Genomic DNA, 25,577 nt, shown 5'->3' with positions numbered 1-25,577 from the left:
CACCCGGGGCGGAGGCGGAGCCGGTCGGCATTGGGGTGACCGACTCCGCTGCTCCTGCGAGTGCGCCTGTTCAGGCGTTGGTGCGAGCGGACCGGGTGCGGGCGTTGCGCCGCTTGAGCGCACGCCGCTCGTCCTCGCTCATACCGCCCCACACGCCGGCGTCCTGTCCGCTCTCCAAGGCCCAGGCCAGGCACTGGGAGGCGACGGGGCAACGGCGGCAAACGGCTTTCGCCTCGGCGATCTGCAGCAGCGCAGGCCCGCTGTTCCCGACGGGGAAGAACAGCTCGGGGTCCTCGTCACGGCAAACCGCGTCGTGGCGCCAGTCCATCGTTCCTTGCTCCTCGCTAGGCGTGCCCACGCGGCACGCCGGTTGGTTCGGTTCGGGGTGTTTGTGAATGCTTTCACGGAGTCCGTGTGCTTGTGAATGCTTTCACGAACTGCCGCAAAGTCAAGACTTCGATCTAGGCCGGTGAGGCAACTCACCCGAAAGATCGACAGTCCATGACCTGGGGGTTCGGTGGGCCACCCGGCTCAGACGGGGGTCACGAGCCTGGGGCGGCGCCAATCCGTTGCCAAAAGGTTATACGGCGACGCGGAGGGCATCGGAGATCGAGCGGAACTCGACCTCGGAGCGTTCGCCCACGCTGTCGCCGTCGACCTGCAAGCGCAACGGCTCCTCACACGTTACGCGGAGGGACCCCACGTTCGCACGTCGAAATGAGTTTCTTCCGTGTGGTTTCGCTCTATCGCGGAGCATGTCCGCTACCTGTCGCAACACTGCGTACACGTTCATGCCCGTGACGGCCATCGCGCCGAGACCGTTGTCGAAGGTGGTCTCCGGGCACATCCGCACCGGGTGCGAGCCCAGGTAGGTCCACGGGTCGGTGTTGCACACGAACAGGCTGTGCACGTGGTCGACGGGATCCTCGCCGTCGAACCGCACGGTGATCCGCGGGTCGCGCCGGGCCGTCCGGAAGTAGCAGGCCAGCGCCGTCCGCGCGTACAGCGCCGGGGTCACCTCGCGGCCGTGCTCGCGCAGCCGCTCCACCTCGGCGACCACGTCGGCGTCCCAGCCCACCCCGGCGTTGAAGGTGAACCAGCGCTCGTCCGCCCGGCCCAGCCCGACCCACCGGCTGCTGCCCTCGGCGACCGCGCGCAGCAGGCGGTAGGTGGCCTCGATGGGATCGCGCGGCAGCCCCAGCGCGCGGGCGAACACGTTGGCCGAGCCGCCCGGCACCACGCCGAGCATCGGGACCGACGGGTCGCCGACCTCGGCGACCGAGAAGATCCCGTTGACGATCTCGTTGACCGTGCCGTCGCCGCCGTGGGCGATCACCAGGTCGACCCCGTCGGCGACCGCGGCGCGCGCGGTGTCGGCGGCGTGGCCCCAGTAGGCGGTCTCGACGATCTCCAGCTTCAGCTCGCTGGCCAGCGCGTGGCCCAGCACGTCGCGACCGGCCGCGGTGGTGGACGTCGCCTGCGGGTTGACGACGAGTACGGCTCGCACACCCGCACCCTAGGCGAGCCCCGCCGACCTCGTGGCACGGCGGGCGCCGCGGCGCACCGGTTGTGGTTCAGCTCTCCCGGGTCGCCTCCTCCCGACGCGCGGCGACGGGACGGCCGGACGACCCGGGCCGGGCGGTGCGCACGGGCGCGAGGAGCAGGCGCGCCGGGCCTTCCGCTCGCCGGTCCGCACGGCGGGCGCGACCCCGGAGCGCCGTCGCGGTGCGGCCGGTGGCCGGGCGGACGGCGGCGCGGGCGGGCACCCCGACGCCCACCGCGGCCACCGCTCCAGCCATGGAACGATCATGGACCGGGCACCGAGCCGCGGTCATGCGGCGTTCGGGCGGTATTACCATCGGATGTTGCACACGCAGAGTCACCACCACCAGTTCGGAAGGGCGGACCGCCGTGTCGACAGAGGCTGTCCCGCGCGCCGTGCGCATCGCAGGGGTCCTGACCACGCTCCAGGCGGTGGCGGCGTTCGCCTTCGTCGCCGCGCTGCTCGTCCGCGGCACCGCCTCGGACCTCGGTCAGCGCGGCACCCTGTCGCCGGTCGACCTCTACGGCGAGGCGGGCTACTACGCGGTCCTGGCCGCGGGCGTGCTCGCCGCGGGCATCGGTCTGCTCAAGGGCAAGCACTGGGCGCGCACCCCGTCGCTGCTGCTGCAACTGCTGCTGCTGGGCACCGCCTGGTACGCGCTGGGGCCGTCGGGGCGACCGCTGATCGCGCTGGTCATCGCCGCGCCCGCGATCGCGGTGCTGTGGTTCCTGTTCAACCGGGAGGGCCGGGAGTGGTCCTTCCACGCCCAGGCCGCCCCCGACGCCGACTAGGCGGAACCGGTCCTCAGGCCGCGAAGTCCCGCAGCGCCGAGCCGGTGAGCCGGAACGTGGTCCACTCGTCCATCGGGACCGCGCCCGCCGCCTTGTAGAACCGGATGGCCGGTTCGTTCCAGTTCAGCACCGACCACTCCAGGCGCGCGTAGCCGCGTTCCGCGCACTCCCCGGCCAAGGTCCGCAGCAGCGCCTTGCCGAGCCCGCTGCCGCGCTGCTCGGGGCGGACGTAGAGGTCCTCCAGGTAGATGCCGTGGCGGCCTTCCCAAGTGGAGTAGTTGAGGAACCACAGCGCGAACCCGACCACCTCGCCGCCGCTCTCGGCGACGTGCCCGAACAGGGCCGGGGCGGGGCCGAACAGCGCGGTGCGCAGCTGCTCCTCGGTGAGGTGGCACTGCTCCGGGGCCTTTTCGTAGTCGGCCAGCTCGTGCACCAGGGACACCACGGCGGGCACGTCGGCTTCGGCGATCCGGCGGATCATCAGGGGCGCTCCTTCAGCGTTCGGTGGTGCCGACCGGGACGTTGCCGCGGACGAGCTGCGGCGTGCCGCGCTCGTGACCGAGCACGGTGATCCCGGCGGCGTCGAGCGCGAAGTGCACGCCCGCCGCCGCGGGCAGCCCCAGCCAGCGGGCGATGAGGACCCGGCTGAAGTGGCCGTGCCCGACCAGCACCGCGTCGCCCCCATTCTGGCGGAGCTCGGCGAGCAGGTCGTCGGCGCGGTAGGCGACGTCGGCCGCGGTCTCGCCGCCCGGGCACGGGTGCGTCCACACGGTCCAGCCCGGCACCTGCTCGCGGATCGCCGGGGTGGTCAGGCCCTCGTAGTCGCCGTAGTCCCACTCGACCAGCCGGTGCTCGGTGCGCGGGCCGGTGAGCCCGGCGAGCTCGGCGGTGCGCCGCGCCCGCACCCGCGGGCTGACCAGCACGTCGGCCGGGCCGTCGGCGAGCGCGGTGAGCAGCGGGCCGACGCGGCGCGCCTGCTGCTCACCGCCGGGGGTCAGCGGGAGGTCGGTGCGGCTGGTGTGCCGCCCGTCCTGCGACCACTCGGTCGAGCCGTGCCGGAGGAGGTAGATCCGCTGCTCGCGCGCCACGATCCGAGCCTAGGACCGCGCGGGCCGGTCAGCAGTCCGTCGTCTCCGACTCGATGTCCTGCGGAGACACCTGGTAATTCTCGCGGTCCAGCTCACCGCGGAACGCGTGCTTGAGGTGGTCCCACCAATCGCGTTGCACGTACTCCTTGAGCCAGTCCTTGACGGCAGCGCAGCTCACCGGGCTGTTCTTCGGGATGCCGATGCCGTACTTCTCCGCCGGGCCGATCTCGGGGTTCACGATCGTGAGAGCCGGGTTTCGGAGAGCCACGCCCTGGAGGATGATCTCGTCGGTGGCGACGAGGTCCACGTCACCCGCCTTGAGGCTTTCGACGCACTCGGTGACCGAACTCCTCACTAGCGGCCCCGCGCCGTCGTTGAAGTCCGTGAGGTATTCGTCCGTCGTGCTGTTGTCCAACGTGCAGATCCGTTGGACCGAAATGTTGTCCAGCTCGGTAGGGCCGGTGTAGCCGGCTTTGGCCATCAGGGCTGCCTGGGTCTCGAGGTAAGGGCCGACCATGTCGTACCGTTCGTCGTCGTTCCGTTCCGGGGACATCGACATGGACGCGATCATGACGTCGACCCTGGCAGTGCCGTCGGGCTCGTCGGTGGTCAAGTAGCTCTCCCGCGCGTGGGAGACGACCGGCTCCCACCGGGTTTCCATGTTGAGCTCTTCGGCGAGCGAATCCGCGAGCGTGATCTCGAACCCGAAGGGCGCGGTCGGGTCGGGGCCGTAGTAGGCCAGCCCGTACTGGCTGCTCTTGATCCCGACATCGAGCCATTCGTCCTCGGATGCCGAACAAGCGGTTGCGGTGGCGGCGAGCAGCACTGCGCTCGCGACTGCGGCGGTCCTCATTGTCCGTCCTCCCTACCGGTGCAGCTCGGCCTGCTGGACTGACAGCCACAGCGCGCAGAAGTTGCTGGTCCGCATGGTCACCGTGCTGTCGAATGAACTGGCTCCCCGGAGTTCCACCACGTGCTCGTCGCCGGGCTCCAGCTCCACCGCCGCCCCCGTCGTGTCCGACACCAGTTCGAGTCCTGTTTCCGGCTCGTCCGCGCACCCGTAGAGCTTGCCGAGCTCGGGATCGTCGCTCACCCGGAAGGTGATCGAGAATCGTGCCCAGCCTTGGGGTATCGGCACGCTGATGTCCGCCTCCTCGTTGCCACGCAGGAACACCCGGGGCTGCGCTTCACCGCCGCGGGGTCGGAGCAGCACGTCTTCGGTGATGTCGAGCGGGCGGAAGCGGCCGTAGGCGTGCACGGCGAGCACGGCGATCAGAACGAGCACCAGCGCGGAGGCCAGCGCCGCCAGGATCGAGCCGCGCATCTCGGTGGGGCTCACGATCAGCGCCAGGGCGCTGACCACGACACCGACCACGGCGGCGACGAGCTCGGCGTTGTCCAGCGTGAAAAGCCACGCACCCAGGCCGAACACGCAGAGGAAGAACAGCAGCGCCCAGAAGAACTCCCGGGACACCAGTGCCGCGATCCGGTCACGCACCACGTCCACCCCCTTCCGCCACGCACCGCGAAACGACCGTTCCGCGCTGTGACCCAGTAGACGAATGCAACCCGATGGCGGTTCCTGAAATGAGGGGTTTTCCGCTTTCCTCGGAGGTTTCACGCTTTCGGCGCAGTGGGGCGGGACCTGGACACGACAAGACGCCGCCGGGCGGAAGTGGTGTTCCGCCCGGCGGCGTCCGGTTGAGGAGCCGGGGCTCAGCCCTGCTTGGTCTCCCAGAAGATCTTGTCGATCTCGGCGATGTAGTCCAGGAGCTGCTGGCCGGTGGCCGGGTCCATCGAACCCTTGGTCCCGGTGGCGCCGGCCGCCTTGGTGGCCTTGTTGACCAGCTCGTGCAGCTGCGGGTACTTCTCGAAGTGCGGCGGCTTGAAGTAGTCCGTCCACAGCACCCACAGGTGGTGCTTGACCAGTTCCGAGCGCTGCTCGGCGATCACGATGGCCCGGGTGCGGTACTCCGGGTCATCGCTGTCCTGGTACTTCTGCTGGATCATCTTGACCGACTCGGCCTCGATCCGGGCCTGGGCCGGGTCGTAGACGCCGCACGGGAGGTCGCAGTGCGCGGTCGCCTCCAGGCGCGGGCTGAGGATGCGAGACAGCAGTCCCATGTTTCCTCCCTGACAGGTGAGTGCTCCGACAGCGCCGACCCTACTCCGGAAGATCCCCGGCGTCCTCTTGGAGGTGACGGTGGACTCGCGCGGCCGCTCCTCGCCTGGCGCGGCGGCCCGGAGTCGGTGTATGGGGGAGGTATGAGCGAGGGCGCCCGGAACGAGGCGACGACCGGGGTTCGGCGACGCGGGCTGCGGTCGGTCCTGGGCCGGTGGCCGGTGCGGCGGGTGCTGGTGCGCGGGGCTTCGATGGTCCCGACGTTGCGCGACCGCGACGTGGTGCTGCTGCGGGTGGGCGGTCGGCCCGCCGCGGGCAGCGTGGTGCTGGTGCGCTGGTCGGCCCGGCCGGGGCAGCTGTCGGTGAAGCGCGCGGTGCGCCCGGAGGGGCCCGGCTGGCACGTGGAGGGCGACAACGGGTACGGCTCGACCGATTCCCGCGAGCTGGGCCCGGCCGAGGTGCTGGGTTCGGTGCGGTGGCGGTTGTGGCCGAACCCGGGGCGGGTGCGCTGAGCTGCTGCCGCTCAGCCCGCCCGGCGCAGCGATTCGTAGTGCTCCAGGCAGGTCCGGTGGTCGGGCAGCAGCCCGTCGGCCTGCGCCTCGGCGAGCCGGGGGGCCTTGCGGTCCTTGTCGGACAGCACCGGTTCGACGTCCAGTTCGGACCACGGCAGGTCCAGGTCCGGGTCGAGCGGGTCGATGCCGTGTTCGGCGGCCGGGTTGTACGGCGTCGAGCACAGGTAGCTGACCACGGTGTCGTCGGTGAGGGCGGCGAACGCGTGGCCGAGCCCTTCGGCGAGGTAGAGCGCGCGGTACTCGTCGGAGTCGAGGCGGACCGCCTCCCACCGGCCGAAGGTGGGCGACCCGGTGCGCACGTCGACGACCACGTCGAGGATCGCGCCGCGCGGGCAGTACAGGTACTTCGCCTGGCCGGGCGGGACGTCGGCGAAGTGCACGCCCCGGATGACGCCGCGCGCCGAGACGCTGTGGTTGGCCTGCGCGAGCCGCATCCGGTGCCCGGTGGCCGCGACGAACGGCTCTTCCTGGAAGGGCGCGGCAAACAGTCCGCGGTGGTCCGGGAAGGACGGGGGCGTGAATTCGAACGCGCCGCTGATGTCGAGTTCGCGTACCTGCACGGTCCGAGCGTACGGAGCGGCCGGCGCGGTGCCGCGCCGCGGGTGCGGCACCGGGTCCAACCGGATGCGCGTACTGCTGAACATTGTCAACAAAGTGTTGAAAACGCTGGTCGGGTGTGATCCCCATCGCTGACAGTGATCCGCTCGCCTGGCAGACTGTCCCGACCGCAGCGTCCGCCGGACCGCTTCCCGGACCACGGAGAGCCGGCCCGGTCAACGAGGCGTCCGCCCGGTACGCCCGGGCGGACGGCCGAGTCCAGTCGAACCGGGCGGCGCACGACCGCCGCCCACCGCCGGGCCCCAGGGGCTCCCGGGCATGGCTATCAGGAGGGACGCCGTGACCACCGTGAACGACGACAAGCAGGTCTCCGGCAACGGGACCGGGCTGACGCAGGAGGAGATCTTCGCCGCGCACGAGGGCGGCAAGCTCGGCGTCGACGTGACCGCGCCGCTGGCCAGCGCGCGCGACCTGTCGATCGCCTACACCCCCGGCGTGGCGCAGGTGAGCCGCGCCATCGCCGCCGACCGCGCGCTCGTCGACCGCTACACCTGGACCCAGCGCCTGGTCGCGGTGGTCAGCGACGGCACCGCGGTGCTCGGCCTCGGCGACATCGGCCCGCGCGCCTCGCTGCCGGTGATGGAGGGCAAGTCGGCGCTGTTCAAGTCCTTCGCCGGGCTCAACTCCATCCCGCTGGTGCTCGACACCACCGACGTCGACGAGATCGTCGACACCCTGGTCCGGCTGCGCCCGTCCTTCGGCGCGGTCAACCTGGAGGACATCGCCGCGCCCCGCTGCTTCGAGCTGGAGCGGCGGCTGGTCGAGGCGCTGGACTGCCCGGTCATGCACGACGACCAGCACGGCACCGCCGTGGTCACCCTCGCCGCGCTGCGCAACGCCGCCCGGGTGACCGGGCGCGAGCTCGCCGACCTGCGGGTGGTGATCTCCGGGGCCGGCGCGGCCGGGGTGGCGTGCGCGAAGATCCTGCACACCGCCGGGGTCGGCGAGATCGTCGTGCTGGACTCGCGCGGAGTGCTGCACGCCGGGCGGGACGGCCTCACCCCGATCAAGCGGGAGCTGGTGGAGTTCACCAACCAGCGCGGCCTGACCGGCGGCATCGGTGACGCGCTGCGCGGCGCCGACGTGCTCATCGGGGTCTCGGCCGGGACCATCGACGAGGAGCTGGTCGCCGGGATGGCCGACGGCGCCGTCGTGTTCGCGCTGTCCAACCCGGACCCGGAGGTCCACCCGGACGTCGCGGGCAGGCACGCCGCGGTCGTGGCCACCGGGCGCAGCGACTTCCCGAACCAGATCAACAACGTGCTCGCCTTCCCCGGCATCTTCCGGGGCGCGCTGGACGCCGGTGCGCGGATGATCACCGACCGGATGAAGGTCGCCGCCGCCGAGGCCATCGCCAACGTCGCGGCCGACGACCTCGGCGCCGAGCACATCGTGCCGAGCCCGCTGGACCCGCGGGTGGCGCCCGAGGTCATCGCCGCGGTGGCCGCCGCCGCCCGCGAGGACGGCGTGGCCACCGCGTGAGCCGACCGGTCCGGGGCGGTCCCGCCGTCCCGGACCGGTTCCGCGCCGGGGCCGGAAAACGTTCCCCCGGCGGCGTCACGAACACACTCCTCCGTCGTCACTCGGGCGGGGCACGCCCGCGAACCTCCGGTGCTGGGCCGGTAAGGTCGCGCCGGAACTCGCTGTGGTGCCGGTCACTCGTTCGAGGCGTGCTGGAGCGACCGGAGTCCGCGTCGTACCCGACGTGACCGCTACGCAGGAGGAGTGCAGTTGACCGACGAGCCCTCGGCCGGGGCGCTGGGATACCAGCACCGCGACGGCCCCGAGGACGACGAGCGGGTGCGGACCGCGCTGCCGCTGCCGGACGCGCCCGCCCTGCTCAGCACCGCCGACGGCCTGGTGGTGCGGGCGACCGAGCACGCGGTGCGGCTGGCCGGGCTGCGCTGCGCGCGCGAGCTCACCGGGCGCCGGCTCGCCGACCTGGTGGTCCGGCACGGTGACCGGTCGGTGCTGCGCACCTCAGCCGAGGACGTCCCGGTGCGCGCGCTGACCTGGCGGCACAGCGACTCGGCGGACCTGTGGGTCACCGTCCTGGTCGACCTCTCCGACCTCGCCGCCCCCCGCGCCGCGGTCCCCGAGGACGACGACCACGCCCGGTTGCTGGAGGCCCAGCAGCTCGCCCGGGTCGGCAGCTTCGCCTACTACCCGGACACCGGCGAGTTCTACCGCAGCCCGATCCTCACCGACTTCCTCGCCGGGTCCCGCGCGGGCGAGGTCGACGACGCGCACGTCCTGGTGGACTTCACGTTCGCGGCCGACCGGCACAAGGCGCTGGCGTTCTACCGGGGGCTGTTCGAGGGCCCGCCGGGCAGCGTGCAGGAGGCCGAGCTGCGCGATCTGCCCGGCAAGCGGGTCTACCTGTGCACCGGCCGCGCCGAGCACGACCGGTCCGGCCGGGTCGTGCGGGTGTTCGGCACCGTGCAGGACGTCACCGAGCACCGCGCCGCGGTCACCCGGATGGAGCGCACCAGCAAGCGCTTCACCGACCTGGTCCACATCACCCCGGTCGGCATCGGGCTGTTCGACCCGGCCGAGCGGCTGGTCACGGCCAACGACGCGCTGTGCGAGCTGCTCGGCTACCGGCTGGAGGAGCTGCGCGGGCGCGGCATCCAGGACCTCGCCCACCCCGCGGACCAGCCGGTGGCGCTGGCCGAGCTGCCCGGGGAGCGGCGCAGGCGGGTGCCGCACCGGGTGCTGGTCCGCGCCGACGGCGAGCCGGTGCACTGTGAGCTGCACGTGTCCTCGTCGGTGCAGGACGACGGCACCCGGTTCTGGCTGGTGGTGTTCCAGGACGTCACCGAGCGGCGGCGCGCCGCCGAGGCGCTGCGCTACCAGGCCACCCACGACGACCTCACCGGGCTGCCGAACCGCGCGGCGGTCAAGGAGCTGCTGCGGTCGCTGCTCGGCGGTGCGGACCCGGTGGACGTGGCGGTGCTGTTCTGCGACATCGACAACTTCAAGCGGATCAACGATTCGCTGGGCCACGACGCGGGGGACGAGCTGCTGGTCGCGCTGGCCCGGCGGCTCGAAGGCGGGCTGCCCGATTGCTGCACCGCCGCCCGGTTGTCCGGTGACGAGTTCGTCATCATCTGCTCCGACGTGGGCGCGGTCGGCGGGCTCGACTCGGTGGCGACCCGGGTGTCCGGGTTGCTGCGCACCGCGGTCCCGGTGCACGGCCAGCTCATCCGGGTGTCGGCGTCGATCGGTGCGGCGGTGCCCAGCGGACCCGGCGCCGGGGGCGAGGACCTGCTGCGCTTCGCCGACGCGGCGATGTTCGAGGCCAAGCGGCGCGGCTCCGGTCGGGTGTCGCTGGCGAGCCCGGCGCTGATGGCCTCGGCCGACCGGCAGCTCCAGCTCGAAGGCCAGCTCCGGGAGGCGCTGCACCGCGACGGGCTCACCCTGCACTACCAGCCGGTCGTGGCCCCGGACGGTTCGGTGGTCACCGCGGAGGCGCTGGTCCGGTGGCCGCACCCGGACCGCGGGCTGCTCGCCCCGGACGCGTTCCTGCCGGTCGCCGAGCAGGGCGACCTGCTGCGCGACCTGGACCGCTGGGTGCTGCGCACCGCGTTGCGCGAGGCCGCCCGGTGGCCGCGCAGCGGCGGTCGTCAGGTCGGGGTGGCGGTGAACCTGGCCGGTCTGGTGCCCGGCGGCCCGGACTTCGTCGACACGGTGACCGACGTGGTCGCCGAGACCGGGCTGGACTGGCACCGGGTGGTGCTGGAACTGGTGGAGACGGCGCTGGTGGACCTGCCTTCGCGCACCCGGCAGGAGATGGCCGAGCTGGTCGCGCGGGGGGTGCGCTTCGCGGTGGACGACTTCGGCACCGGGTACTCGTCGCTGGCCCGCCTCAAGGAATTGCCCGCGCAGATCATCAAGGTCGACCGCCGGTTCGTCGCCGGGGTCGGCGGCGACGCCTCGGACTTCGCGGTGGCCCGCGCGGTGGTGGACATGGCCCGCGCGATGGGCCGCTACTGCGTGGCCGAGGGCGTGGAGACCGCCACCCAGTTCCACGCCCTCTGCGGCGTCGGGGTGGACGCCTACCAGGGCTGGTTGTTCTCCAAGGCGATGCCCGCCCGGGACTTCCGCGCGCTGCTGGCGGACGGCCCGCTGGCCACGCCGACACCGTGATCGGCGACCTCGCCGCGCCACTGCGGACCACGACGAGGCCGGTGAGGTCCGCGCGGCCGGACCGTTCCGGCAGCGGGTGAGCCCGTCGCTCAGGCCGTGCGGGCCGCGGTGAGGAGCTCGGCGATGCGGTGGCGGGGGAGGTCGATCAGCCGCAGCGCCAGGTCCTCGGGGTCCGGGACCAGCGCCGCGACCCGGTCGGCGGCCTCGCGCTTGGTGCCGCCTCCGGTGGCGATCAGCGCTTCCCGCCACACGTTGCCGAGCTTGCCATGGGCGCGGCGGAGCAGCCCTCCCGCCGCCGAGTCGTCGGTGACCGCCTCCGCCACGACCACCGCGTGCGCGGGATCGGGGGCGCTGCGGTGCAGCCGCAGCGCGTACTTGCCCGCGACCAGGTCGGCGAGCGCGCGCTGCCCGCGTTCGTCGGCGAGGTCCGGGTGCTGGTTGGGCAGCAGGAACGCGACCCGGTCGGCGCTGCAGGCCAGCAGCATCCGGGCCAGCCACGGCCCCGGGTCGGCGCGCAGGTCGAACACCGCCGCGGCGCTGACCGGCGCGGTCCAGTCCGGGCCGCGCAGCGCGGTGACCGGGGTGCCGAGCAGGGCGCCCAGCGCCTCCAGCGGAGCGGGCCCGCCCGCGGACTCCACCGCCTGCGGGCCGTGGGTGTAGATGGCCTGGCCGCGGGCGCCCTTCTTGCGGGCCTTGCCGGTCGGCTGGCAGACGTAGAGGTCGGCGGCGCTGCCGATGGCCTGCGCGCCCTCGTAGCGGTGGAAGCCGGGCAGCACCGCCTCGAAGACCATGCCCAGCCGCAGCAGCTCCTGCTGCACCTTCAGGCCGAGCGCGGGCGTGCGCGGGCTGAAACCGTAGGCCAGCAGCAGCCTGCTGCCCGGCCCGGCCATCGCCTCCGCCGCACGCCCGGCGAACAGCCCGATCCCCTCCGGGGTGTAGGGCGGATCGGTGAACACCAGGTCGGCCCCGGCCCGCACCGCCGGGGGCAGCCCGAAGCGCAGGTCGGCGTGCAGCGTCCGCACGCCGAGCCGGTGCTCGGCCGACAGCGCGTCGAGGTGCCGCAGGATCCGCTCGTCGACGTCGACGACGGTGATCGAGGCCTCCGGCGCCAGCAGCGCGACGGCCGTCGAGGTCAGGTCGTGGTCGCCGAGGAACAGCAGCCGGGCCCCGGTGAGGTCGTAGTGGTCGCGCAGCCATTCGGCGCGGCGCAGCACCGTCTCCGGGGTGGCGGTGACGTGGTCCAGCGCGGCCAGCGGGGCGGGTCCGGTGGCGATGAACCGGCGCAGCAGCGCGGCCACCTCGGCGTCCGGTTCGGCGGCGGGCGGCGCGAGCCTGGACCGGTACTCCGCGCGGACCGCCGGGACCAGCCGGCACCCGTCCGCATCGCGGTCGAGGTCCGGGCCCAGCGCGGCGAGCAGGTCTTCCACGGTGCGGCGGGGCAGCGCGCTGCGTCGGACCAGCTCGTCGAAGGGCAGCGGTCCGGCGGCGAGCAGCGCCAGGACCTCGCGCAACGGCCTGCTGTGCACGCCGGCGTCGTCGAGCAGGGCGTCCACGGCGTCGAGGGAGGTGGTGTTCATCGGACCTGCCAGCCTACGGACCGCGCGGAGCGCGGCACCGCCGGTCCCGTCCCACCTGGTGAGAGGGCGATCACACGAGGGTCTCGGTGCCCGGCAGGTTTCGCCTGATCGGGTTAGGGTCGGCCGGGTTCGGAGCGGTGCGGCCGCTCGGAGGGCGATCGACGAGGGGCGTCGGTGATCGAGTTCCAGGCGGTGCGCAAGGAGTACCCCAACGGCACGGTCGCGGTGCACGAGCTGAGCCTTTCGGTGCCGGAGGGGACCATCACCGTGCTCGTCGGCCCGTCCGGCTGCGGCAAGACCACGCTGATGCGGATGGTCAACCGGATGATCGACCCCACCTCGGGCCGCATCCTCGTCGACGGCGCCGACGTCCGCGACCGCGACCCCGCCGACCTCCGCCGCGGCATCGGCTACGTGATCCAGCAGGCCGGGCTGTTCCCGCACCGCACCGTGCTGGACAACGTCGCCACCGTGCCGATGCTCTCTGGCACCACCCGTCGCGCCGCCCGCGCCCGCGCCGCCGAGCTGCTCGACCGGGTCGGCCTGCCCGCCGAACTCGGCCGCCGCTACCCGGTGCAGCTCTCCGGCGGGCAGCAGCAGCGCGTCGGGGTGGCCCGCGCGCTGGCCGCCGACCCGCCGGTGCTGCTGATGGACGAGCCGTTCAGCGCCGTCGACCCGGTGGTGCGCGAGGACCTGCAGAACGAACTGCTGCGGTTGCAGGACGAACTGGACAAGACCGTCCTGTTCGTCACCCACGACATCGACGAGGCGATCACCCTCGGCGAGCGGGTCGCGGTGCTGCGCCAGGGCGGGCACCTCGCCCAGTACGCCGACCCCGACCACCTCCTCGCCGAACCCGCCGACGACTTCGTCACCACGTTCGTCGGCCGCGACCGCGGCTACCGGCGGCTGTCCTTCGTGGACTCCGCCGCGCTGCCGCTGCGGCACGCCGACCCGGTGCCGCTGGGCGAACCCGTCGCGGACGCACCGGACTGGCGGCTCGCGGTGGACGCCGACCGGCGCCCGCGCGGCTGGCTGCCGCCCGGCACCTCGGTGACCGACCCGCTCACCGAGGACCGGCTGGTCGCGGGAGGTTCGCTGCACCCCGAGCACGGCCCGCTGCGCGGCGCGCTGGACGCGGCGCTGTCCGCGCCCTCCGGCCTCGGCGTGGTCGTCGACGCCGACGGCGGGTTCCGCGGCGTGGTCACCGCCGACGACGTCCTCGCCGTCCTCCGCGACGCCCGGGACCGGCCGTGATCGACGCGCTGCTCGACTTCGCCGCCAGCCCCAGCAACCGGGAGCTGGTGCTGCGGCAGCTCGCCCAGCACGTCTACCTGGCGCTGCTGCCGCTGCTGCTCGGCGTCGCGCTGGCCCTGCCGCTGGGGCGGCTCGTGCAGCAGGTGCGGTGGGTGCGCGGGCCGGTGCAGGGCGCGGCGAACGTGCTCTACACGATCCCCTCGCTGGCGCTGTTCGTGATCATCCCCGGCATCCTCGGCACCCCGCTGCTGTCCTCGGTCAACGTGGTCATCGCCCTGACCCTCTACACCGCGGCGCTGCTGGTGCGGCCGGTCGCCGACGCGCTGCGCTCGGTGCCGGAGCAGGTGGTGGCCGCCGCGACCGCGATGGGCTACCCGCCGGGGAAGCGGTTCGTCGCGGTGGAGCTGCCGCTGGCGGTGCCGGTGCTGACCGCCGCCGTGCGGGTGGCGTCGGTGAGCAACATCAGCCTGGTCAGCGTCGGCGCGCTGGTCGGCATCGGCGGCCTGGGGCGGCTGTTCACCGACGGCTTCCAGCGCGACTACCCGGCGCAGATCGTCGTCGGCATCGTGCTGACCCTGCTGCTGGCGCTGCTGGTCGACCTGCTGCTGGTGGCGGTGTCGCGGTTGCTGACCCCGTGGGCGCGGGCGAAGGGAGCGGCCGGTGTTCGCTGAGCTGATCGCATGGCTGATCGATCCCGCGCACTGGCGCGGCCCGGACGGCATCCCCGCCCAGACCCTGCTGCACCTGTACTACTGCGTGGTGTCGGTGGCCGCCGCCTCGGTGCTGGCCATCCCGCTCGGCGTCTGGATCGGGCACACCGGGCGCGGCGGGGTGTTCGTCGTCGGCGTGAGCAACGCGCTGCGGGCGCTGCCGACGCTCGGCCTGGTCACCCTGCTGGTGCTCGGCTTCGGGCTCGGCGAGGTCCCGGCGCTGGCCGGACTGGTCGTGCTGGCCGTCCCGGCGATCCTGTCCGGCGCGCACGCGGGCGTCCGCAACGCGCCGCCGGACGCCGTCGACGCCGCGCGCGGCATGGGCATGACCCCGCGCCAGCGGCTGTGGCAGGTCGAGCTGCCGACCGCGCTGCCGCTGATCCTCGGCGGGGTGCGCAGCGCGATGCTGCAGGTCGTGGCGACCGCCGCGGTCGCCGCCTACGTCGGGCTCGGCGGGCTCGGGCGCATCCTGCTCGACGGCCTCAAGGTCAGCGACTACGCCCAGATGGCCTCGGCGGCCATCGTCATCGCGGTGCTCGCGGTGCTGCTCGACCTGGTGTTGGCCGGGGTGACCCGGTTGCTCGTGCCGCGCGGCCTCACCACGGCCGCCCGACAAGGAGGTAGTCGAGGATGAAGCGGTTGCTGCTGGGCGCGCTCGCCGCGCTGCTGGTGCTCACCGGCTGCGGCGCGCAGGACCCGCTGGAGGCCAACCGGGAGCAGCAGCGCGACAGCGGTGCGCTGGTGGTCGGTTCCGCCGACTTCGCCGAGAGCGAGCTGCTCATGCACGTCTACGCCGAGGCGCTGCGCGGCACCGGCGCGGAGGTGGAGACCCGGCCGCGCATCGGTGCCCGCGAGTTCTACGTCAACGCGGCGCGCTCCGGCGAGCTCGCCGTGGTGCCCGAGTACACCGGCAACCTGCTCCAGTACCTCGACCCGCGCGCCACCGCGACCGAGAGCACCCAGGTCACCGAGGCGCTGCGCGCCGCGCTGCCGCCGGAGCTGGAGGTGCTCACCCCGTCCCCGGCCGAGAACTCCGACGTGCTGACGGTGACCCCCGAGACCGCCGCCACCGGCGTGCGCTCGATGGCCGACCTCGGTCCCCGCTGCGGGGACCTGGTGCTCGGCGCGCCCGCCGAGTGGAAGGAGCGCTGGGAGTCGGTGATCGCCCGCGAGTACGGCTGCACGTTCCGCGAGATCCGCAGCGTCGAGGCCGGGACCATCACCGTCGACGCGCTGCTCGCCGACCAGATCCAGGTGGCGAACCTGTTCACCACCTCGTCCCAGATCGCCACCCACGGCCTGGTGCAGCTCGACGACCCGAAGAACATGTTCCCGGCGCAGAACGTGGTGCCGCTGGTCGGTTCCGGTCGGCTGTCCCCGGAGCAGACCGCGGTGCTCGACCGGGTCTCGGCGGCGCTGACCACCGAGAAGCTCACCGACCTCAACCGCCGCCTCGAAGTCGACAAGGCCAACCCGGCGGACGTGGCCCGGGACTTCCTAGCCGAAGCAGGCATCTGAACCCAGGACCGCTTTCAGCGCGATCTGCGTGGCGGTGCGGGTGGCGGAACCTCAGCGGTCTTCTCGCTCCGGGAGCCGTTCCTGATGTACCAACGACGTACACGGCGTCACGGCTGTCCTCGCGAGAAGACCGCTGAGCGGTCACGTCCGAGCACGGGCCGCGGTGCAAGCTGACAGCCGCACCGCATGCGGCTCCGCCGCATTCTGAAAGGACGCCTTACTCGGGGTGACGCGCAGCGCGGGAGCGGAGCGAGCCGGACTCCGGGCTCCCGTTCGGGTGATCTCCTGGTGAGGGGCGCCTTCATCCGACTGTGCCGGATGAAGGTGCCCCTCACTCACCACCCTTCCGGGGGTTTCCGGGGGACGGGGCGGCCGTCGAGGCGGGCCGCGAGTTCGGCGGCCGCCCGGCGGACCTGGGCGGCGAGGTCCGGCCAGGTCCGCTCGCACCCGTCCGGGCAGTGGTGCCGGAAGGTGACGCTGATCGCCGCCACCGGCCACCCCGACCGGTCCAGCACCGGGCAGCCCACGGAGGCGAACCCCGCGGTGACGTGGCCGTCCTCCACCGACCAGCCCCGGCGCCGCTCCACCGCCAGCACCCGGCGCAGTCCCGGCAGGTCGCGCGGGCCGCGTCCGGTGCGCAGCACGAACCGCTCCTGGCCCGGCAGCAGCGCCCGCACCTGCGCGGCGGGCAGCCGGGCCAGCATCGACCGGCCGGACGCGGTGAGCTGCGCGGGCAGCCGCACCCCGACGGCGGTCACCAGCGTCTGCGGTCGCGCCGGGCGCTGCTTGACCACGTACCGGGCCTCGCCGCCGTGCAGCACGCCCAGGTGCGCGGTGGCCCCGACCTCGTCGACCAGCCTGCGCAGCAGCGGATCGCCGAGGCGCCGCAGCGGGAGGTGCCGCAGCGACGCCGCGCCCAGCTCGAACGCCGCCGCGCCCAGGCCGTAGCGGTGCTCCTCGGGCAGGTGCGTCACGTACCCGGCGGCGACCAGCTCGGCCAGCAGGTGGTAGGTCGTGGAGCGGGGCAGCCGCAGTTCGCGGACCAGCACGTCCGCCGGGACCGGGCCGGCGTGCCCGGCCAGCACCCCCAGGATGTCCAGGCCGCGCCGCAGCGCGGGAACCTTGCCGCTGGTGCCCATGCGCCCTCCCGCGTTCATCCGGGAGTCTGGAATCCCGGACACCGACAGCGCAACCGTCCGCCGCGGGGACCGCGAGCCGCGTTCAATGGGGCCCATGCCCGAGATCGCGATCGGTCCCGAACCGCTGACCCGAGACCAGGTCGTCGACGTCGCCCGGCGCGGCGCCGCGGTGGCGCTGAGCCCGGCCGCCGAACGGGGCATCGCCGCCACCCGCGAGCACATCGCGGCGCTGGCCGCCGATCCCACCGCCACCTACGGGGTGTCCACCGGGTTCGGCGCGCTCGCGGTGCGCCGCATCCCGGCCGAGCTGCGCGCCGCCATGCAACGGTCCTTCGTCCGCTCGCACGCGGCGGGCGCCGGCGCCGAGGTGGAGTCCGAAGTGGTGCGGGCGATGGCGCTGCTGCGCCTGCGCACCATCGCCAGCGGTCGCACCGGCGTCCGCCCGGCCACCGCGCACGCGCTGGTCGCGCTGCTCAACGCCGGGATCACCCCGGTGGTCCACGAGCACGGGTCGCTGGGCTGCTCCGGCGACCTCGCGCCGCTGGCCGCGGTGGCCCTGGCGCTGACCGGTGAGGGCGAGGCGCACGACGCCACCGGCGGCCGGGGCCGCGCCGCGGACCTGCTCGCCGCGGCGGGGATCACCCCGGTGGTGCTCGCCGAGAAGGAAGGGCTGGCGCTGACCAACGGCACCGACGGGATGCTCGGGATGCTGGTGCTGGCGCTGCACGACCTGACCCGGCTGGTGGAGGTCGCCGACGTCACCGCCGCGATGAGCGTCGAAGCGCTGCTGGGCACCGACCGGGTGTTCGCCGCCGACCTCCAGCGGCTGCGCCCGCACCCCGGCCAGGCCGTGTCGGCGGCCCGGATGCGCGCCGCCCTCGCCGATTCGCCGATCGTGGCCAGCCACCGGGGCCCCGAGTGCTCGCTGGTGCAGGACGCCTACTCGCTGCGCTGCGCCCCGCAGGTGCACGGCGCGGCCCGCGACACCCTGGCCCACGCCACCGGGGTCGCCGACCGGGAACTGGCCGCCGCCATCGACAACCCGGTGGTGCTCGACGACGGCCGGGTCGAGTCCAACGGCAACTTCCACGGCGCCCCGCTGGGCTACGCGCTGGACTTCCTGGCGATCGCGGTCGCCGACGTCGCCTCGATGGCCGAACGCCGCACCGACCGGATGCTCGACGTGGCCCGCTCGCACGGGCTGCCGCCGTTCCTCGCCGACGACCCGGGAGTCGACTCCGGGCACATGATCGCCCACTACACCCAGGCCGGGATCGTCAGCGAGCTCAAGCGGATCGCGGTACCGGCCTCGGTGGACTCGCTGCCCACCAGCGCCATGCAGGAGGACCACGTGTCGCTGGGCTGGTCGGCGGCCCGCAAGCTGCGCCGCGCCCTCGACGGGCTCACCGAGGTCCTCGCGGTGGAGCTGCTCACCGCCGCCCGCGCCCTCGACCTGCGCGCCCCGCTGCCTCCCGGCCCGGTCACCGGCGCGGTCCGCGACCTGCTGCGCGAGCACGTGCCCGGACCCGGACCGGACCGCCACCTCGCCCCCGAGATCGCCGCCGCGGCGGCGCTGATCCGCACCGGCGCGGTGCACACCGCCACCGCGCACCTACCCGACGGGAGCCGACGATGACCGGAGCCAGGACCGTGCGCGCCCCGCGCGGACCCACCCGCACCGCCCGGAGCTGGAGCACCGAAGCCGCGCTGCGGATGCTGCGCAACAACCTCGACCCCGAGGTCGCCGAACGCCCCGAGGACCTCGTGGTCTACGGCGGCAGCGGTCGGGCGGCCCGCGACTGGGCCAGCTTCGACGCGCTGGTCGCCGAACTCACCGGGCTCGCCGAGGACGAGACGCTGCTCGTCCAGTCCGGCAAACCGGTCGGCGTGCTGCGCACCCACGAGTGGGCGCCCCGGGTGCTCATCGCCAACTCCAACCTGGTGGGGGACTGGGCGAACTGGCCGGAATTCCGCCGCCTCGACGCCCTCGGCCTCATGATGTACGGGCAGATGACCGCCGGGTCGTGGATCTACATCGGCACCCAGGGCATCCTGCAGGGCACCTACGAGACCTTCGCGGCCGTCGCCGAACAGCGCTTCGGCGGCAGCCTCGCCGGGACCCTCACCGTCACCGCCGGGCTCGGCGGGATGGGCGGCGCGCAACCGCTGGCGATCACCATGAACGGCGGCGCCGCCCTGGTCGTCGAATGCGATCCCGAGCGCGCCCACCGCCGGGTCCGGCACGGCTACCTCGACGAGGTCGCCGACGACCTCGACGACGCGGTGCGCCGCGCGGTCGCCGCCAAGGACGCCCGCCGGGCGCGGTCGGTCGCGGTCCTCGGCAACGCCGCCGAGGTGCTGCCGGAACTGCTGCGGCGCGGGGTCCCAGCCGACGTCGTCACCGACCAGACCTCCGCGCACGACCCGCTGGCCTACCTGCCGCGCGGCGTCGCGCTCGCCGACTGGGCCGACCGCGCCCGGCGCGACCCCGAGGACTTCACCGCGCGGGCGCGGGAATCGATGGCCGAGCACGTCGAGGCGATGGTCGGGTACCTCGACGCCGGGGCCGAGGTCTTCGACTACGGCAACGCGCTGCGCGGGGAGGCGCTGACCGGCGGCTGCGCCCGCGCCTTCGACTACCCGGGCTTCGTGCCCGCCTACATCCGGCCGCTGTTCTGCGCCGGCAAGGGGCCGTTCCGGTGGGCCGCGCTGTCCGGCGACCCCGCCGACATCGCCGCCACCGACCGCGCCGTGCTGGAGATGTTCGGCGACGACGACCACCTCGCCCGGTGGATCCGGCTGGCCGGGGAGAAGGTCTCCTTCCAGGGCCTGCCCGCGCGGATCTGCTGGCTCGGGTACGGCGAGCGCGCCCGCGCCGGGCAGCGGTTCAACGAGATGGTCGCCGCCGGCGAGCTCGCCGCGCCGCTCGTGCTCGGCCGCGACCACCTGGACTGCGGATCGGTGGCCTCGCCGTACCGGGAGACCGAGGCGATGGCCGACGGCTCCGACGCCGTCGCCGACTGGCCGATGCTCAACGCCCTGGTCAACACCGCCTCCGGCGCCACCTGGGTGTCGCTGCACCACGGCGGCGGCGTCGGCATGGGCCGGTCGCTGCACGCCGGACAGGTCACCGTCGCCGACGGCACCGACCTCGCCGCCCGCAAGCTCGACCGGGTGCTCACCAACGACCCGGCGACCGGGGTGCTGCGGCACGCCGACGCCGGGTACCAGCGGGCCCGGCAGGTCGCCCGCGACGGCGGACTGCGGGTGCCGCTGTGAGCGGGCTCCTCGACGACCTCGCCGACATCGGCCGCGACCCGCACCGCGGCGGCTACTCCCGGCACGTCTTCGACGACGCCGACCGCCGGTCGCGGAAGTGGTTCGCCGACCGCGCCGCCGCCTGCGGGCTGACCACCACCACCGACCGCAACGCGAACCTGTGGGCGTGGTGGGGCCCGCCGGGACCGGACGCGGTGGTCACCGGCAGCCACCTCGACTCGGTGCCCGGCGGCGGCGCCTTCGACGGCCCGCTCGGCGTCGCCTCCGCCTTCGCCGCCGTGGACTCGTTGCGGCAGGCGGGTTTCCGGCCCGCCCGACCGGTGGCGGTGGTGGCCTTCGCCGAGGAGGAAGGCGGCCGGTTCGGGGTGCCGTGCCTCGGTTCCCGCCTGCTCACCGGGGCGATCGACCCGGACCGGGCGCGGGCCCTGCGGGACGCCGACGGCACCACCTTCGCCGAAGCGATGCGCGCCGCCGGGGGCGCCCCGGAGCACCTCGGCCGCGACGAGGAGGCGCTGCGGCACCTCGGGCGGTTCGTCGAGCTGCACGTCGAGCAGGGCCGGGCGCTGGACCGGGCGGTCGGCGTGGCCCGCAGCATCGACGCGCACGGCCGCTGGCGGTTCCGGTTCACCGGGCGGGGCGACCACGCCGGGACCGCCCGGCTCGACGACCGGCGCGACCCGATGCTGCCCGCCGCCGCGCTGGTCACCGCGGCCCGCCGGGTCGCCGCCGCCACCCCCGACGGCCGGGCGACGGTCGGGCGGCTGCGGCCCGTCCCCGGCGGCACCAACGTCATCGCCTCCGCCGTGGACGTCTGGCTCGACGCCCGCGCCCCCGGCGACGCGCGGGTGCGGGACGTGGTCGCCGAACTCACCGTGCTCGCGCGGCAAGCCGCCGCCGACGAGGGCTGCGCGGTCGTCGTCACCGAGGAATCCCGCAGCGGCGCCGTGCGCTTCGACGCCGCGCTGCGGGACCGGTGCGCCGCCCTGCTCGACGACGCGCCCGCGCTGCCCACCGGCGCCGGGCACGACGCGGGCGTGCTCGCCGCCGAGGTGCCCACCGCGATGCTGTTCGTCCGCAACCCCACCGGCATCAGCCACGCACCGCAGGAGCACGCCGAACCCGACGACTGCGCCGCGGGCGTGCGGGCCCTGACCCGCGTGCTGCGCGAGCTGGCCGCGCCGTGACCGCCTACTGGTGCGAGCGCGCGTGGCTGCCCACCGGCCCCGCGCCCGCCGTGCTGCTCGACGTCGACGGCGACCGGATCACCGCGGTGCGCCCCGGCGCCGAACCCGGCTTCGCCACGCGGCTGACCGGGCTCGTGGTCCCCGGCGCGGCCAACGCGCACTCGCACGCCTTCCACCGGGCGCTGCGCGGCGCCGGCGGACCCGGCACCTTCTGGACCTGGCGGGACCGGATGTACCGGCTCGCGCGGCGCCTCGACCCCGACCGCTACCACCGGCTCGCGCGGGCCGTCTACGCCGAGATGGTGCTCGCCGGGTACACCGCCGTCGGCGAATTCCACTACGTCCACCACGCGCCCGGCGGTACCCGCTACGCCGACCCCAACGCGATGGGGGAGGCGCTGCTCCAGGCTGCGCGGGACGCCGGGATCCGCTGCACGCTGCTCGACACCTGCTACCTCGCGGGCGGTTTCGGCACCCCGCTCGGCGAACCGCAGCTGCGCTTCTCCGACGGCGACGCGCACGCCTGGGCCGAGCGCGTCGACGCGCTGCGCCCCGGACCGGGCCAGCGCATCGGCGCCGCCGTGCATTCGGTGCGCGCGGTGCCCGCCGAGCAGATCCCGCACGTCGTCGACTGGGCGCGCCACCGGGGCGCACCGCTGCACGCGCACCTGTCCGAGCAGCCCGCCGAGAACACCGCCTGCCGCGCCGCGCACGGCACCACGCCCACCGGGCTGCTCGCCGCGCGCGGCGCGCTCGACGCCGAGTTCACCGCGGTGCACGCCACCCACCTCACCGACGAGGACGTCACCTCGCTCGGCGGCGCCGGGGTCTGCCTGTGCCCGACCACCGAAGCCGACCTCGCCGACGGCATCGGCCCCGCCGGCGCCCTCGCCGCGGCGGGCGCGTCGCTGTCCATCGGCAGCGACGGGCACTCCGCCGTCGACCCGTGGGCCGAGGCGCAGGCCGTCGAAGCCGGGCAGCGGCTGGCCACCGGTCGGCGCGGCCACTTCACCTCGGCCGCGCTGCTCGGCATGGCCACCGCCGCCGGACACCGCGCCCTGGGCATGCCCGGCGGGGCCCTCGCCCCCGGCGCCCCTGCCGACCTCGTCGCCCTCGACCTCGGCTCGGCCCGGTTGGCCGGGGTCGAACTCACCGACGTGCCCGCCGTCGCCGGGGCCGCCGACGTCCGCGACGTCGTCGTCGGCGGCGAGCACGTCGTCCGCGACCGCGCGCACCGCACCATCGACGTCCCGGCCGCGCTGAGCTCCGCGATCGACGACCTGCGGGAGGACCCGTGACCAGCACCGCCATCACCGGCATCGGCGAACTCACCACCCACGACCCCGAGCTCGGCACCCCGCGCGGTGCCGCCCTGGTCCTCGACGGCGAGCGGGTCGCCTGGGTCGGCCCCGACCACCGGGTACCGCCCGCCGACACCCGCGTCGACGTCGACGGCGCCGCGGTGCTGCCCGGCTGGGTCGACAGCCACACCCACCTGGTGTTCGCCGGGGACCGCACCGACGAGTTCGCCGCGAGGATCGCCGGGGAGCCCTACCGGGCGGGCGGCATCGAGGAAACCGTGCGCGCCACCCGCGCCGCCACCGACGAGCAGCTCGCCGCCACCCTCCGGCGGCACCTCGACGAAGCGCTCGCCCAAGGCACCACCTGCGTCGAGACCAAGACCGGCTACGGGCTCACCGTCCACGACGAACTCCGCGCCGCCCGGATCGCCGCGACCGCCGCCGACGAGGTCACCTTCCTCGGCGCCCACGTGGTGCCGCAGGACGCCGACGACTACCTCGACCTCGTCTGCGGCGCCATGCTCGACGCCGTGGTGCCGCACGTCGGCTGGTGCGACGTGTTCTGCGAGCGCGGGGCCTTCGACGCCGAGCAGTCCCGCCGGGTGCTGCGCGCCGCCCGCGCCCAAGGCCTCGGCCTGCGCGTCCACGGCAACCAGCTCGGCCCCGGCCCCGGCGTGCGGCTCGCCGTCGAGGAAGGCGCCGCCAGCGTCGACCACTGCACCCACCTCGAACCGTCCGACGTGGAGGCGCTGGCCGGGTCCGGAACCGTCGCGACCCTGCTGCCCGCCTGCGACCTGTCCACCCGGCAGCCCCTGCCGCCCGCCCGCGCGCTGCTCGACGCCGGAGCCGTCGTCGCCCTCGCCACCAACTGCAACCCCGGCTCCTCCTACACCACCTCGATGGCGCACTGCGTGAGCACCGCCGTGCTGCAGATGGGCATGAGCGTCGCCGAGGCCGTGCGGGCCGCGACCTGGGGCGGGGCGCGAGCGCTGCGGCGCGACGCGGGCGACGGTGCCGTCGGCGTGCTCCGCCCCGGCGCCCGCGCCGACGTGCACGTGCTCGACGCGCCGAGCACGACGTGGCTCGCCTACCGGCCCGGCGTCCCCCTCACCCGCGCCGTCTGGCGCCTCGGCATCCGGCGGTGAGGGGTGGCAGCAGGGGAACCTTCCTGTCATGGGTGACAGCAGGGGAACTTTGCTGTCACTGGTGGCAGGAGGGGAACCTTCCTGTCACGGATGAGAGGAAGGTTCCCCTGCTGCCACTCACCCCGCACGTCAGCTGAAGGGCTCGGCCCGGGACGGCTTCGGCGCGGGTCATCAGCACTGCGCCGTCATGGTCGTCGTGATCGGTATCGGTCGGGGGAGCGCCGGTGCGGTGGCCCGTCGCGCGGTTCCCTGGACGGCCGAATCATGTCCGCCTACTTGTGCTGTGCGCACAAACGCAACGGGCGAAGCTCATCGCGCGGGCATGATGCGACCGCTCCGCATGCGGTGGAAGGTGGGATCCAACATCAACGAAAGGACTCGCCGTGAAGATCGCCGTACCGCGCGAGATCAAGAACAACGAGTACCGGGTCGCGATCACCCCGGCGGGAGTCCACGAGTTGGCTTCGCGCGGGCACGAGATCTTCCTCGAGGCGGGCGCCGGTGCCGGGTCGGCCATCCCGGACGAGGACTACCTCGGGGCGGGAGCCACGGTGCTGCCGGATGCCGACGAGGTGTGGTCGCAAGGCGACGTGGTCCTCAAGGTGAAGGAGCCGATCGCCGAAGAATACCCGCGGATGCGCCGTGACCAGGTGCTGTTCACCTACCTGCACCTGGCGGCTTCGGCGGGGCTGACCGAGGCGATGCTGGCGTCCGGGACGACCGGCATCGCCTACGAGACGGTGCAGAACGCCGCGGGCGCGCTTCCGCTGCTGGCCCCGATGAGCGAGGTCGCGGGCCGACTCGCTCCCCAGGTCGGAGCCTATTCGCTGATGACGCCCGAGGGCGGTCGCGGGGTGCTCCCCGGCGGCGTCCCCGGTGTCCACCCCGCGCGGGTCGTCGTGATCGGTGGCGGGGTCGCCGGCCTCAACGCCGCCCGCGTCGCGCTCGGGCTCGGTGCCGATGTCGAACTGCTGGACACCAACGTCGACAAGCTCCGCGACATCGACCGCGACTTCGCCGGACGCATCCGGACGGTGACGTCCAACCGGTACTCCGTCGAGAAGTCGGTCCGGGCTGCCGATCTCGTCATCGGTGCCGTGCTCATCCCGGGAGCCAAGGCCCCGACGCTGGTGTCCAACGAGCTCGTCTCCACGATGAAGCCCGGCAGCGTGCTGGTGGACATCGCGATCGACCAGGGCGGGTGCTTCGCCGATTCGCGTCCGACCACGCACGACGCACCGACCTACCGGGTCCACCAGTCGGTCTTCTACTGCGTGGCGAACATGCCGGGGGCGGTGCCCAACACCTCCACGCACGCGCTGACCAACGTCACCCTCCCGTACGTGCTGCGGATCGCCGAGCAGGGCTGGCGGCAGGCCGCCCGCGACGACGCCGCGCTGGCCCTCGGGCTCAACACCCACGGCGGCGACCTCGTCAACCAGGCGGTGGCCGAGGCGCACAGCCTCTCCAGCACCTCGCTGGCCGCCGTGCTCGGCTGAACAGGGATGACAGCAGGGGAACTTTCCTCCCACAGGTGAGAGGAAGGTTCCCCTGCTGTCACGGGTGACAGGAAGGTTCCCCTGC

25 protein-coding genes are annotated in these 25,577 nt (G+C 74.0%); 14 read left to right on the top strand and 11 right to left on the bottom strand.

Features of this window, described 5'->3' with window-relative positions:
• Positions 1-70 precede the first annotated feature (70 nt).
• The 3 genes from ACQP0T_RS23335 to ACQP0T_RS23325 all read right to left on the bottom strand — a co-directional run bounded on the left by ACQP0T_RS23335 (position 71) and on the right by ACQP0T_RS23325 (position 1,799).
• A complete protein-coding gene (locus ACQP0T_RS23335) occupies positions 71-328 on the bottom strand; it encodes a WhiB family transcriptional regulator (RefSeq protein WP_345367466.1) in 258 nt (85 codons plus the stop codon).
• A 252-nt stretch (positions 329-580) separates the two neighbouring features.
• Positions 581-1,507, bottom strand: a complete 927-nt coding sequence (locus tag ACQP0T_RS23330; RefSeq protein WP_433869985.1) for a diacylglycerol/lipid kinase family protein — start codon at positions 1,505-1,507, stop codon at positions 581-583.
• Positions 1,508-1,574: 67 nt separating this feature from the next.
• Positions 1,575-1,799, bottom strand: a complete 225-nt coding sequence (locus tag ACQP0T_RS23325) for a hypothetical protein (protein ID WP_433869984.1) — start codon at positions 1,797-1,799, stop codon at positions 1,575-1,577.
• A 139-nt stretch (positions 1,800-1,938) separates the two neighbouring features.
• Here ACQP0T_RS23325 and ACQP0T_RS23320 point away from each other — a divergent pair, with 139 nt between their 5' ends.
• A complete protein-coding gene (locus ACQP0T_RS23320; RefSeq protein ID WP_433869983.1) occupies positions 1,939-2,334 on the top strand; it encodes a hypothetical protein in 396 nt (131 codons plus the stop codon).
• Positions 2,335-2,347: 13 nt separating this feature from the next.
• Here ACQP0T_RS23320 and ACQP0T_RS23315 read toward each other — a convergent pair whose 3' ends face one another.
• The 5 genes from ACQP0T_RS23315 to sodN all read right to left on the bottom strand — a co-directional run bounded on the left by ACQP0T_RS23315 (position 2,348) and on the right by sodN (position 5,546).
• Positions 2,348-2,815, bottom strand: coding sequence for an N-acetyltransferase family protein (locus ACQP0T_RS23315; RefSeq protein ID WP_433869982.1), 468 nt, complete (start codon positions 2,813-2,815; stop codon positions 2,348-2,350).
• Between the two features lie 13 nt (positions 2,816-2,828).
• The gene (locus tag ACQP0T_RS23310) at positions 2,829-3,425 is read right to left on the bottom strand and encodes a histidine phosphatase family protein (protein WP_433873820.1); all 597 of its coding nucleotides are present in this window, start codon (positions 3,423-3,425) and stop codon (positions 2,829-2,831) included.
• Positions 3,426-3,450: 25 nt separating this feature from the next.
• A complete protein-coding gene (locus ACQP0T_RS23305; RefSeq protein ID WP_433869981.1) occupies positions 3,451-4,275 on the bottom strand; it encodes a transporter substrate-binding domain-containing protein in 825 nt (274 codons plus the stop codon).
• A 12-nt stretch (positions 4,276-4,287) separates the two neighbouring features.
• On the bottom strand, positions 4,288-4,929 hold the full coding sequence (locus ACQP0T_RS23300; RefSeq protein ID WP_433869980.1) for a hypothetical protein: 642 nt from the start codon (positions 4,927-4,929) through the stop codon (positions 4,288-4,290).
• Between the two features lie 209 nt (positions 4,930-5,138).
• Complete coding sequence (sodN, locus tag ACQP0T_RS23295; protein WP_425570125.1) at positions 5,139-5,546, bottom strand: superoxide dismutase, Ni; 408 nt, start codon at positions 5,544-5,546, stop codon at positions 5,139-5,141.
• A gap of 141 nt (positions 5,547-5,687) precedes the next feature.
• On the opposite strand from sodN, the gene ACQP0T_RS23290 reads away from it, so the two are divergent.
• Positions 5,688-6,056 (top strand): S26 family signal peptidase, encoded by a 369-nt coding sequence (locus ACQP0T_RS23290; RefSeq protein ID WP_433869979.1) that lies wholly within the window; start codon positions 5,688-5,690, stop codon positions 6,054-6,056.
• Positions 6,057-6,067: 11 nt separating this feature from the next.
• On the opposite strand, the gene ACQP0T_RS23285 is transcribed toward ACQP0T_RS23290, so the two are convergent.
• On the bottom strand, positions 6,068-6,676 hold the full coding sequence (locus ACQP0T_RS23285; RefSeq protein ID WP_433869978.1) for a dTDP-4-dehydrorhamnose 3,5-epimerase family protein: 609 nt from the start codon (positions 6,674-6,676) through the stop codon (positions 6,068-6,070).
• Between the two features lie 337 nt (positions 6,677-7,013).
• On the opposite strand from ACQP0T_RS23285, the gene ACQP0T_RS23280 reads away from it, so the two are divergent.
• Together ACQP0T_RS23280 and ACQP0T_RS23275 are read left to right on the top strand one after the other, a co-directional pair.
• Positions 7,014-8,216 carry an NAD(P)-dependent malic enzyme gene (locus tag ACQP0T_RS23280; protein ID WP_433869977.1) on the top strand — a complete coding sequence of 401 codons (1,203 nt, stop codon included), beginning with the start codon at positions 7,014-7,016 and terminating at the stop codon, positions 8,214-8,216.
• A 249-nt stretch (positions 8,217-8,465) separates the two neighbouring features.
• Positions 8,466-10,883: a putative bifunctional diguanylate cyclase/phosphodiesterase gene (locus ACQP0T_RS23275; RefSeq protein WP_433869976.1), complete on the top strand. Its 2,418-nt coding sequence runs from the start codon at positions 8,466-8,468 to the stop codon at positions 10,881-10,883.
• An 89-nt stretch (positions 10,884-10,972) separates the two neighbouring features.
• Here the strand turns inward: ACQP0T_RS23275 and ACQP0T_RS23270 are convergent, their stop codons facing one another.
• Entirely contained in the window at positions 10,973-12,460 is a 1,488-nt protein-coding gene (locus tag ACQP0T_RS23270; protein WP_433869975.1) for a bis-aminopropyl spermidine synthase family protein, read from the bottom strand.
• A 174-nt stretch (positions 12,461-12,634) separates the two neighbouring features.
• On the opposite strand from ACQP0T_RS23270, the gene ACQP0T_RS23265 reads away from it, so the two are divergent.
• The 4 genes from ACQP0T_RS23265 to ACQP0T_RS23250 are packed head-to-tail and all read left to right on the top strand — an operon-like array spanning position 12,635 to position 15,945.
• The gene (locus tag ACQP0T_RS23265) at positions 12,635-13,717 is read left to right on the top strand and encodes an ABC transporter ATP-binding protein (RefSeq protein WP_433869974.1); all 1,083 of its coding nucleotides are present in this window, start codon (positions 12,635-12,637) and stop codon (positions 13,715-13,717) included.
• The gene (locus tag ACQP0T_RS23260; protein WP_433869973.1) at positions 13,714-14,388 is read left to right on the top strand and encodes an ABC transporter permease; all 675 of its coding nucleotides are present in this window, start codon (positions 13,714-13,716) and stop codon (positions 14,386-14,388) included. Before ACQP0T_RS23265 ends, ACQP0T_RS23260 begins: the two co-directional genes overlap by 4 nt.
• Entirely contained in the window at positions 14,378-15,061 is a 684-nt protein-coding gene (locus ACQP0T_RS23255) for an ABC transporter permease (protein WP_433869972.1), read from the top strand. Before ACQP0T_RS23260 ends, ACQP0T_RS23255 begins: the two co-directional genes overlap by 11 nt.
• Positions 15,058-15,945 carry an ABC transporter substrate-binding protein gene (locus ACQP0T_RS23250; RefSeq protein WP_433869971.1) on the top strand — a complete coding sequence of 296 codons (888 nt, stop codon included), beginning with the start codon at positions 15,058-15,060 and terminating at the stop codon, positions 15,943-15,945. The genes ACQP0T_RS23255 and ACQP0T_RS23250 overlap by 4 nt, the downstream gene beginning before the upstream one ends.
• Positions 15,946-16,280: 335 nt before the next feature.
• On the opposite strand, the gene ACQP0T_RS23245 is transcribed toward ACQP0T_RS23250, so the two are convergent.
• A complete protein-coding gene (locus ACQP0T_RS23245; protein ID WP_433869970.1) occupies positions 16,281-17,084 on the bottom strand; it encodes an IclR family transcriptional regulator in 804 nt (267 codons plus the stop codon).
• Between the two features lie 94 nt (positions 17,085-17,178).
• Here ACQP0T_RS23245 and hutH point away from each other — a divergent pair, with 94 nt between their 5' ends.
• The 6 genes from hutH (at position 17,179) to ald (ending at position 25,492) form a co-directional block, all read left to right on the top strand.
• Positions 17,179-18,720, top strand: coding sequence for a histidine ammonia-lyase (hutH, locus tag ACQP0T_RS23240; protein ID WP_433869969.1), 1,542 nt, complete (start codon positions 17,179-17,181; stop codon positions 18,718-18,720).
• On the top strand, positions 18,717-20,363 hold the full coding sequence (gene hutU / locus ACQP0T_RS23235) for a urocanate hydratase (protein ID WP_433869968.1): 1,647 nt from the start codon (positions 18,717-18,719) through the stop codon (positions 20,361-20,363). The genes hutH and hutU overlap by 4 nt, the downstream gene beginning before the upstream one ends.
• Positions 20,360-21,547 carry an allantoate amidohydrolase gene (locus ACQP0T_RS23230; protein ID WP_433869967.1) on the top strand — a complete coding sequence of 396 codons (1,188 nt, stop codon included), beginning with the start codon at positions 20,360-20,362 and terminating at the stop codon, positions 21,545-21,547. The genes hutU and ACQP0T_RS23230 overlap by 4 nt, the downstream gene beginning before the upstream one ends.
• The gene (locus ACQP0T_RS23225; RefSeq protein ID WP_433869966.1) at positions 21,544-22,845 is read left to right on the top strand and encodes a formimidoylglutamate deiminase; all 1,302 of its coding nucleotides are present in this window, start codon (positions 21,544-21,546) and stop codon (positions 22,843-22,845) included. Before ACQP0T_RS23230 ends, ACQP0T_RS23225 begins: the two co-directional genes overlap by 4 nt.
• Positions 22,842-23,993 carry an imidazolonepropionase gene (hutI, locus tag ACQP0T_RS23220; protein WP_433869965.1) on the top strand — a complete coding sequence of 384 codons (1,152 nt, stop codon included), beginning with the start codon at positions 22,842-22,844 and terminating at the stop codon, positions 23,991-23,993. Before ACQP0T_RS23225 ends, hutI begins: the two co-directional genes overlap by 4 nt.
• 383 nt (positions 23,994-24,376) lie before the next feature.
• Positions 24,377-25,492 (top strand): alanine dehydrogenase, encoded by a 1,116-nt coding sequence (gene ald / locus ACQP0T_RS23215; protein WP_433869964.1) that lies wholly within the window; start codon positions 24,377-24,379, stop codon positions 25,490-25,492.
• Positions 25,493-25,577: the final 85 nt, after the last annotated feature.

Origin of the sequence: Saccharopolyspora sp. CA-218241, assembly GCF_050954615.1 — a bacterium.
Classification (GTDB): domain Bacteria; phylum Actinomycetota; class Actinomycetes; order Mycobacteriales; family Pseudonocardiaceae; genus Saccharopolyspora; species Saccharopolyspora cebuensis.
This window is presented reverse-complemented; position numbering and strand designations above follow the sequence as displayed.

What these genes read in the sequence shown, in the direction of transcription:
- sodN (WP_425570125.1), bottom strand. Translation starts at nt 5,546, where the DNA reads ATGGGACTGCTGTCTCGCATCCTCAGCCCGCGCCTGGAGGCGACCGCG.
- ACQP0T_RS23250 (WP_433869971.1), top strand. Translation starts at nt 15,058, where the DNA reads ATGAAGCGGTTGCTGCTGGGCGCGCTCGCCGCGCTGCTGGTGCTCACC.
- ACQP0T_RS23325 (WP_433869984.1), bottom strand. Translation starts at nt 1,799, where the DNA reads ATGGCTGGAGCGGTGGCCGCGGTGGGCGTCGGGGTGCCCGCCCGCGCC.
- ACQP0T_RS23315 (WP_433869982.1), bottom strand. Translation starts at nt 2,815, where the DNA reads ATGATCCGCCGGATCGCCGAAGCCGACGTGCCCGCCGTGGTGTCCCTG.
- ACQP0T_RS23305 (WP_433869981.1), bottom strand. Translation starts at nt 4,275, where the DNA reads ATGAGGACCGCCGCAGTCGCGAGCGCAGTGCTGCTCGCCGCCACCGCA.
- ACQP0T_RS23270 (WP_433869975.1), bottom strand. Translation starts at nt 12,460, where the DNA reads ATGAACACCACCTCCCTCGACGCCGTGGACGCCCTGCTCGACGACGCC.
- hutU (WP_433869968.1), top strand. Translation starts at nt 18,717, where the DNA reads ATGACCGGAGCCAGGACCGTGCGCGCCCCGCGCGGACCCACCCGCACC.
- ACQP0T_RS23335 (WP_345367466.1), bottom strand. Translation starts at nt 328, where the DNA reads ATGGACTGGCGCCACGACGCGGTTTGCCGTGACGAGGACCCCGAGCTG.
- ACQP0T_RS23290 (WP_433869979.1), top strand. Translation starts at nt 5,688, where the DNA reads ATGAGCGAGGGCGCCCGGAACGAGGCGACGACCGGGGTTCGGCGACGC.
- ACQP0T_RS23245 (WP_433869970.1), bottom strand. Translation starts at nt 17,084, where the DNA reads ATGGGCACCAGCGGCAAGGTTCCCGCGCTGCGGCGCGGCCTGGACATC.
- hutH (WP_433869969.1), top strand. Translation starts at nt 17,179, where the DNA reads ATGCCCGAGATCGCGATCGGTCCCGAACCGCTGACCCGAGACCAGGTC.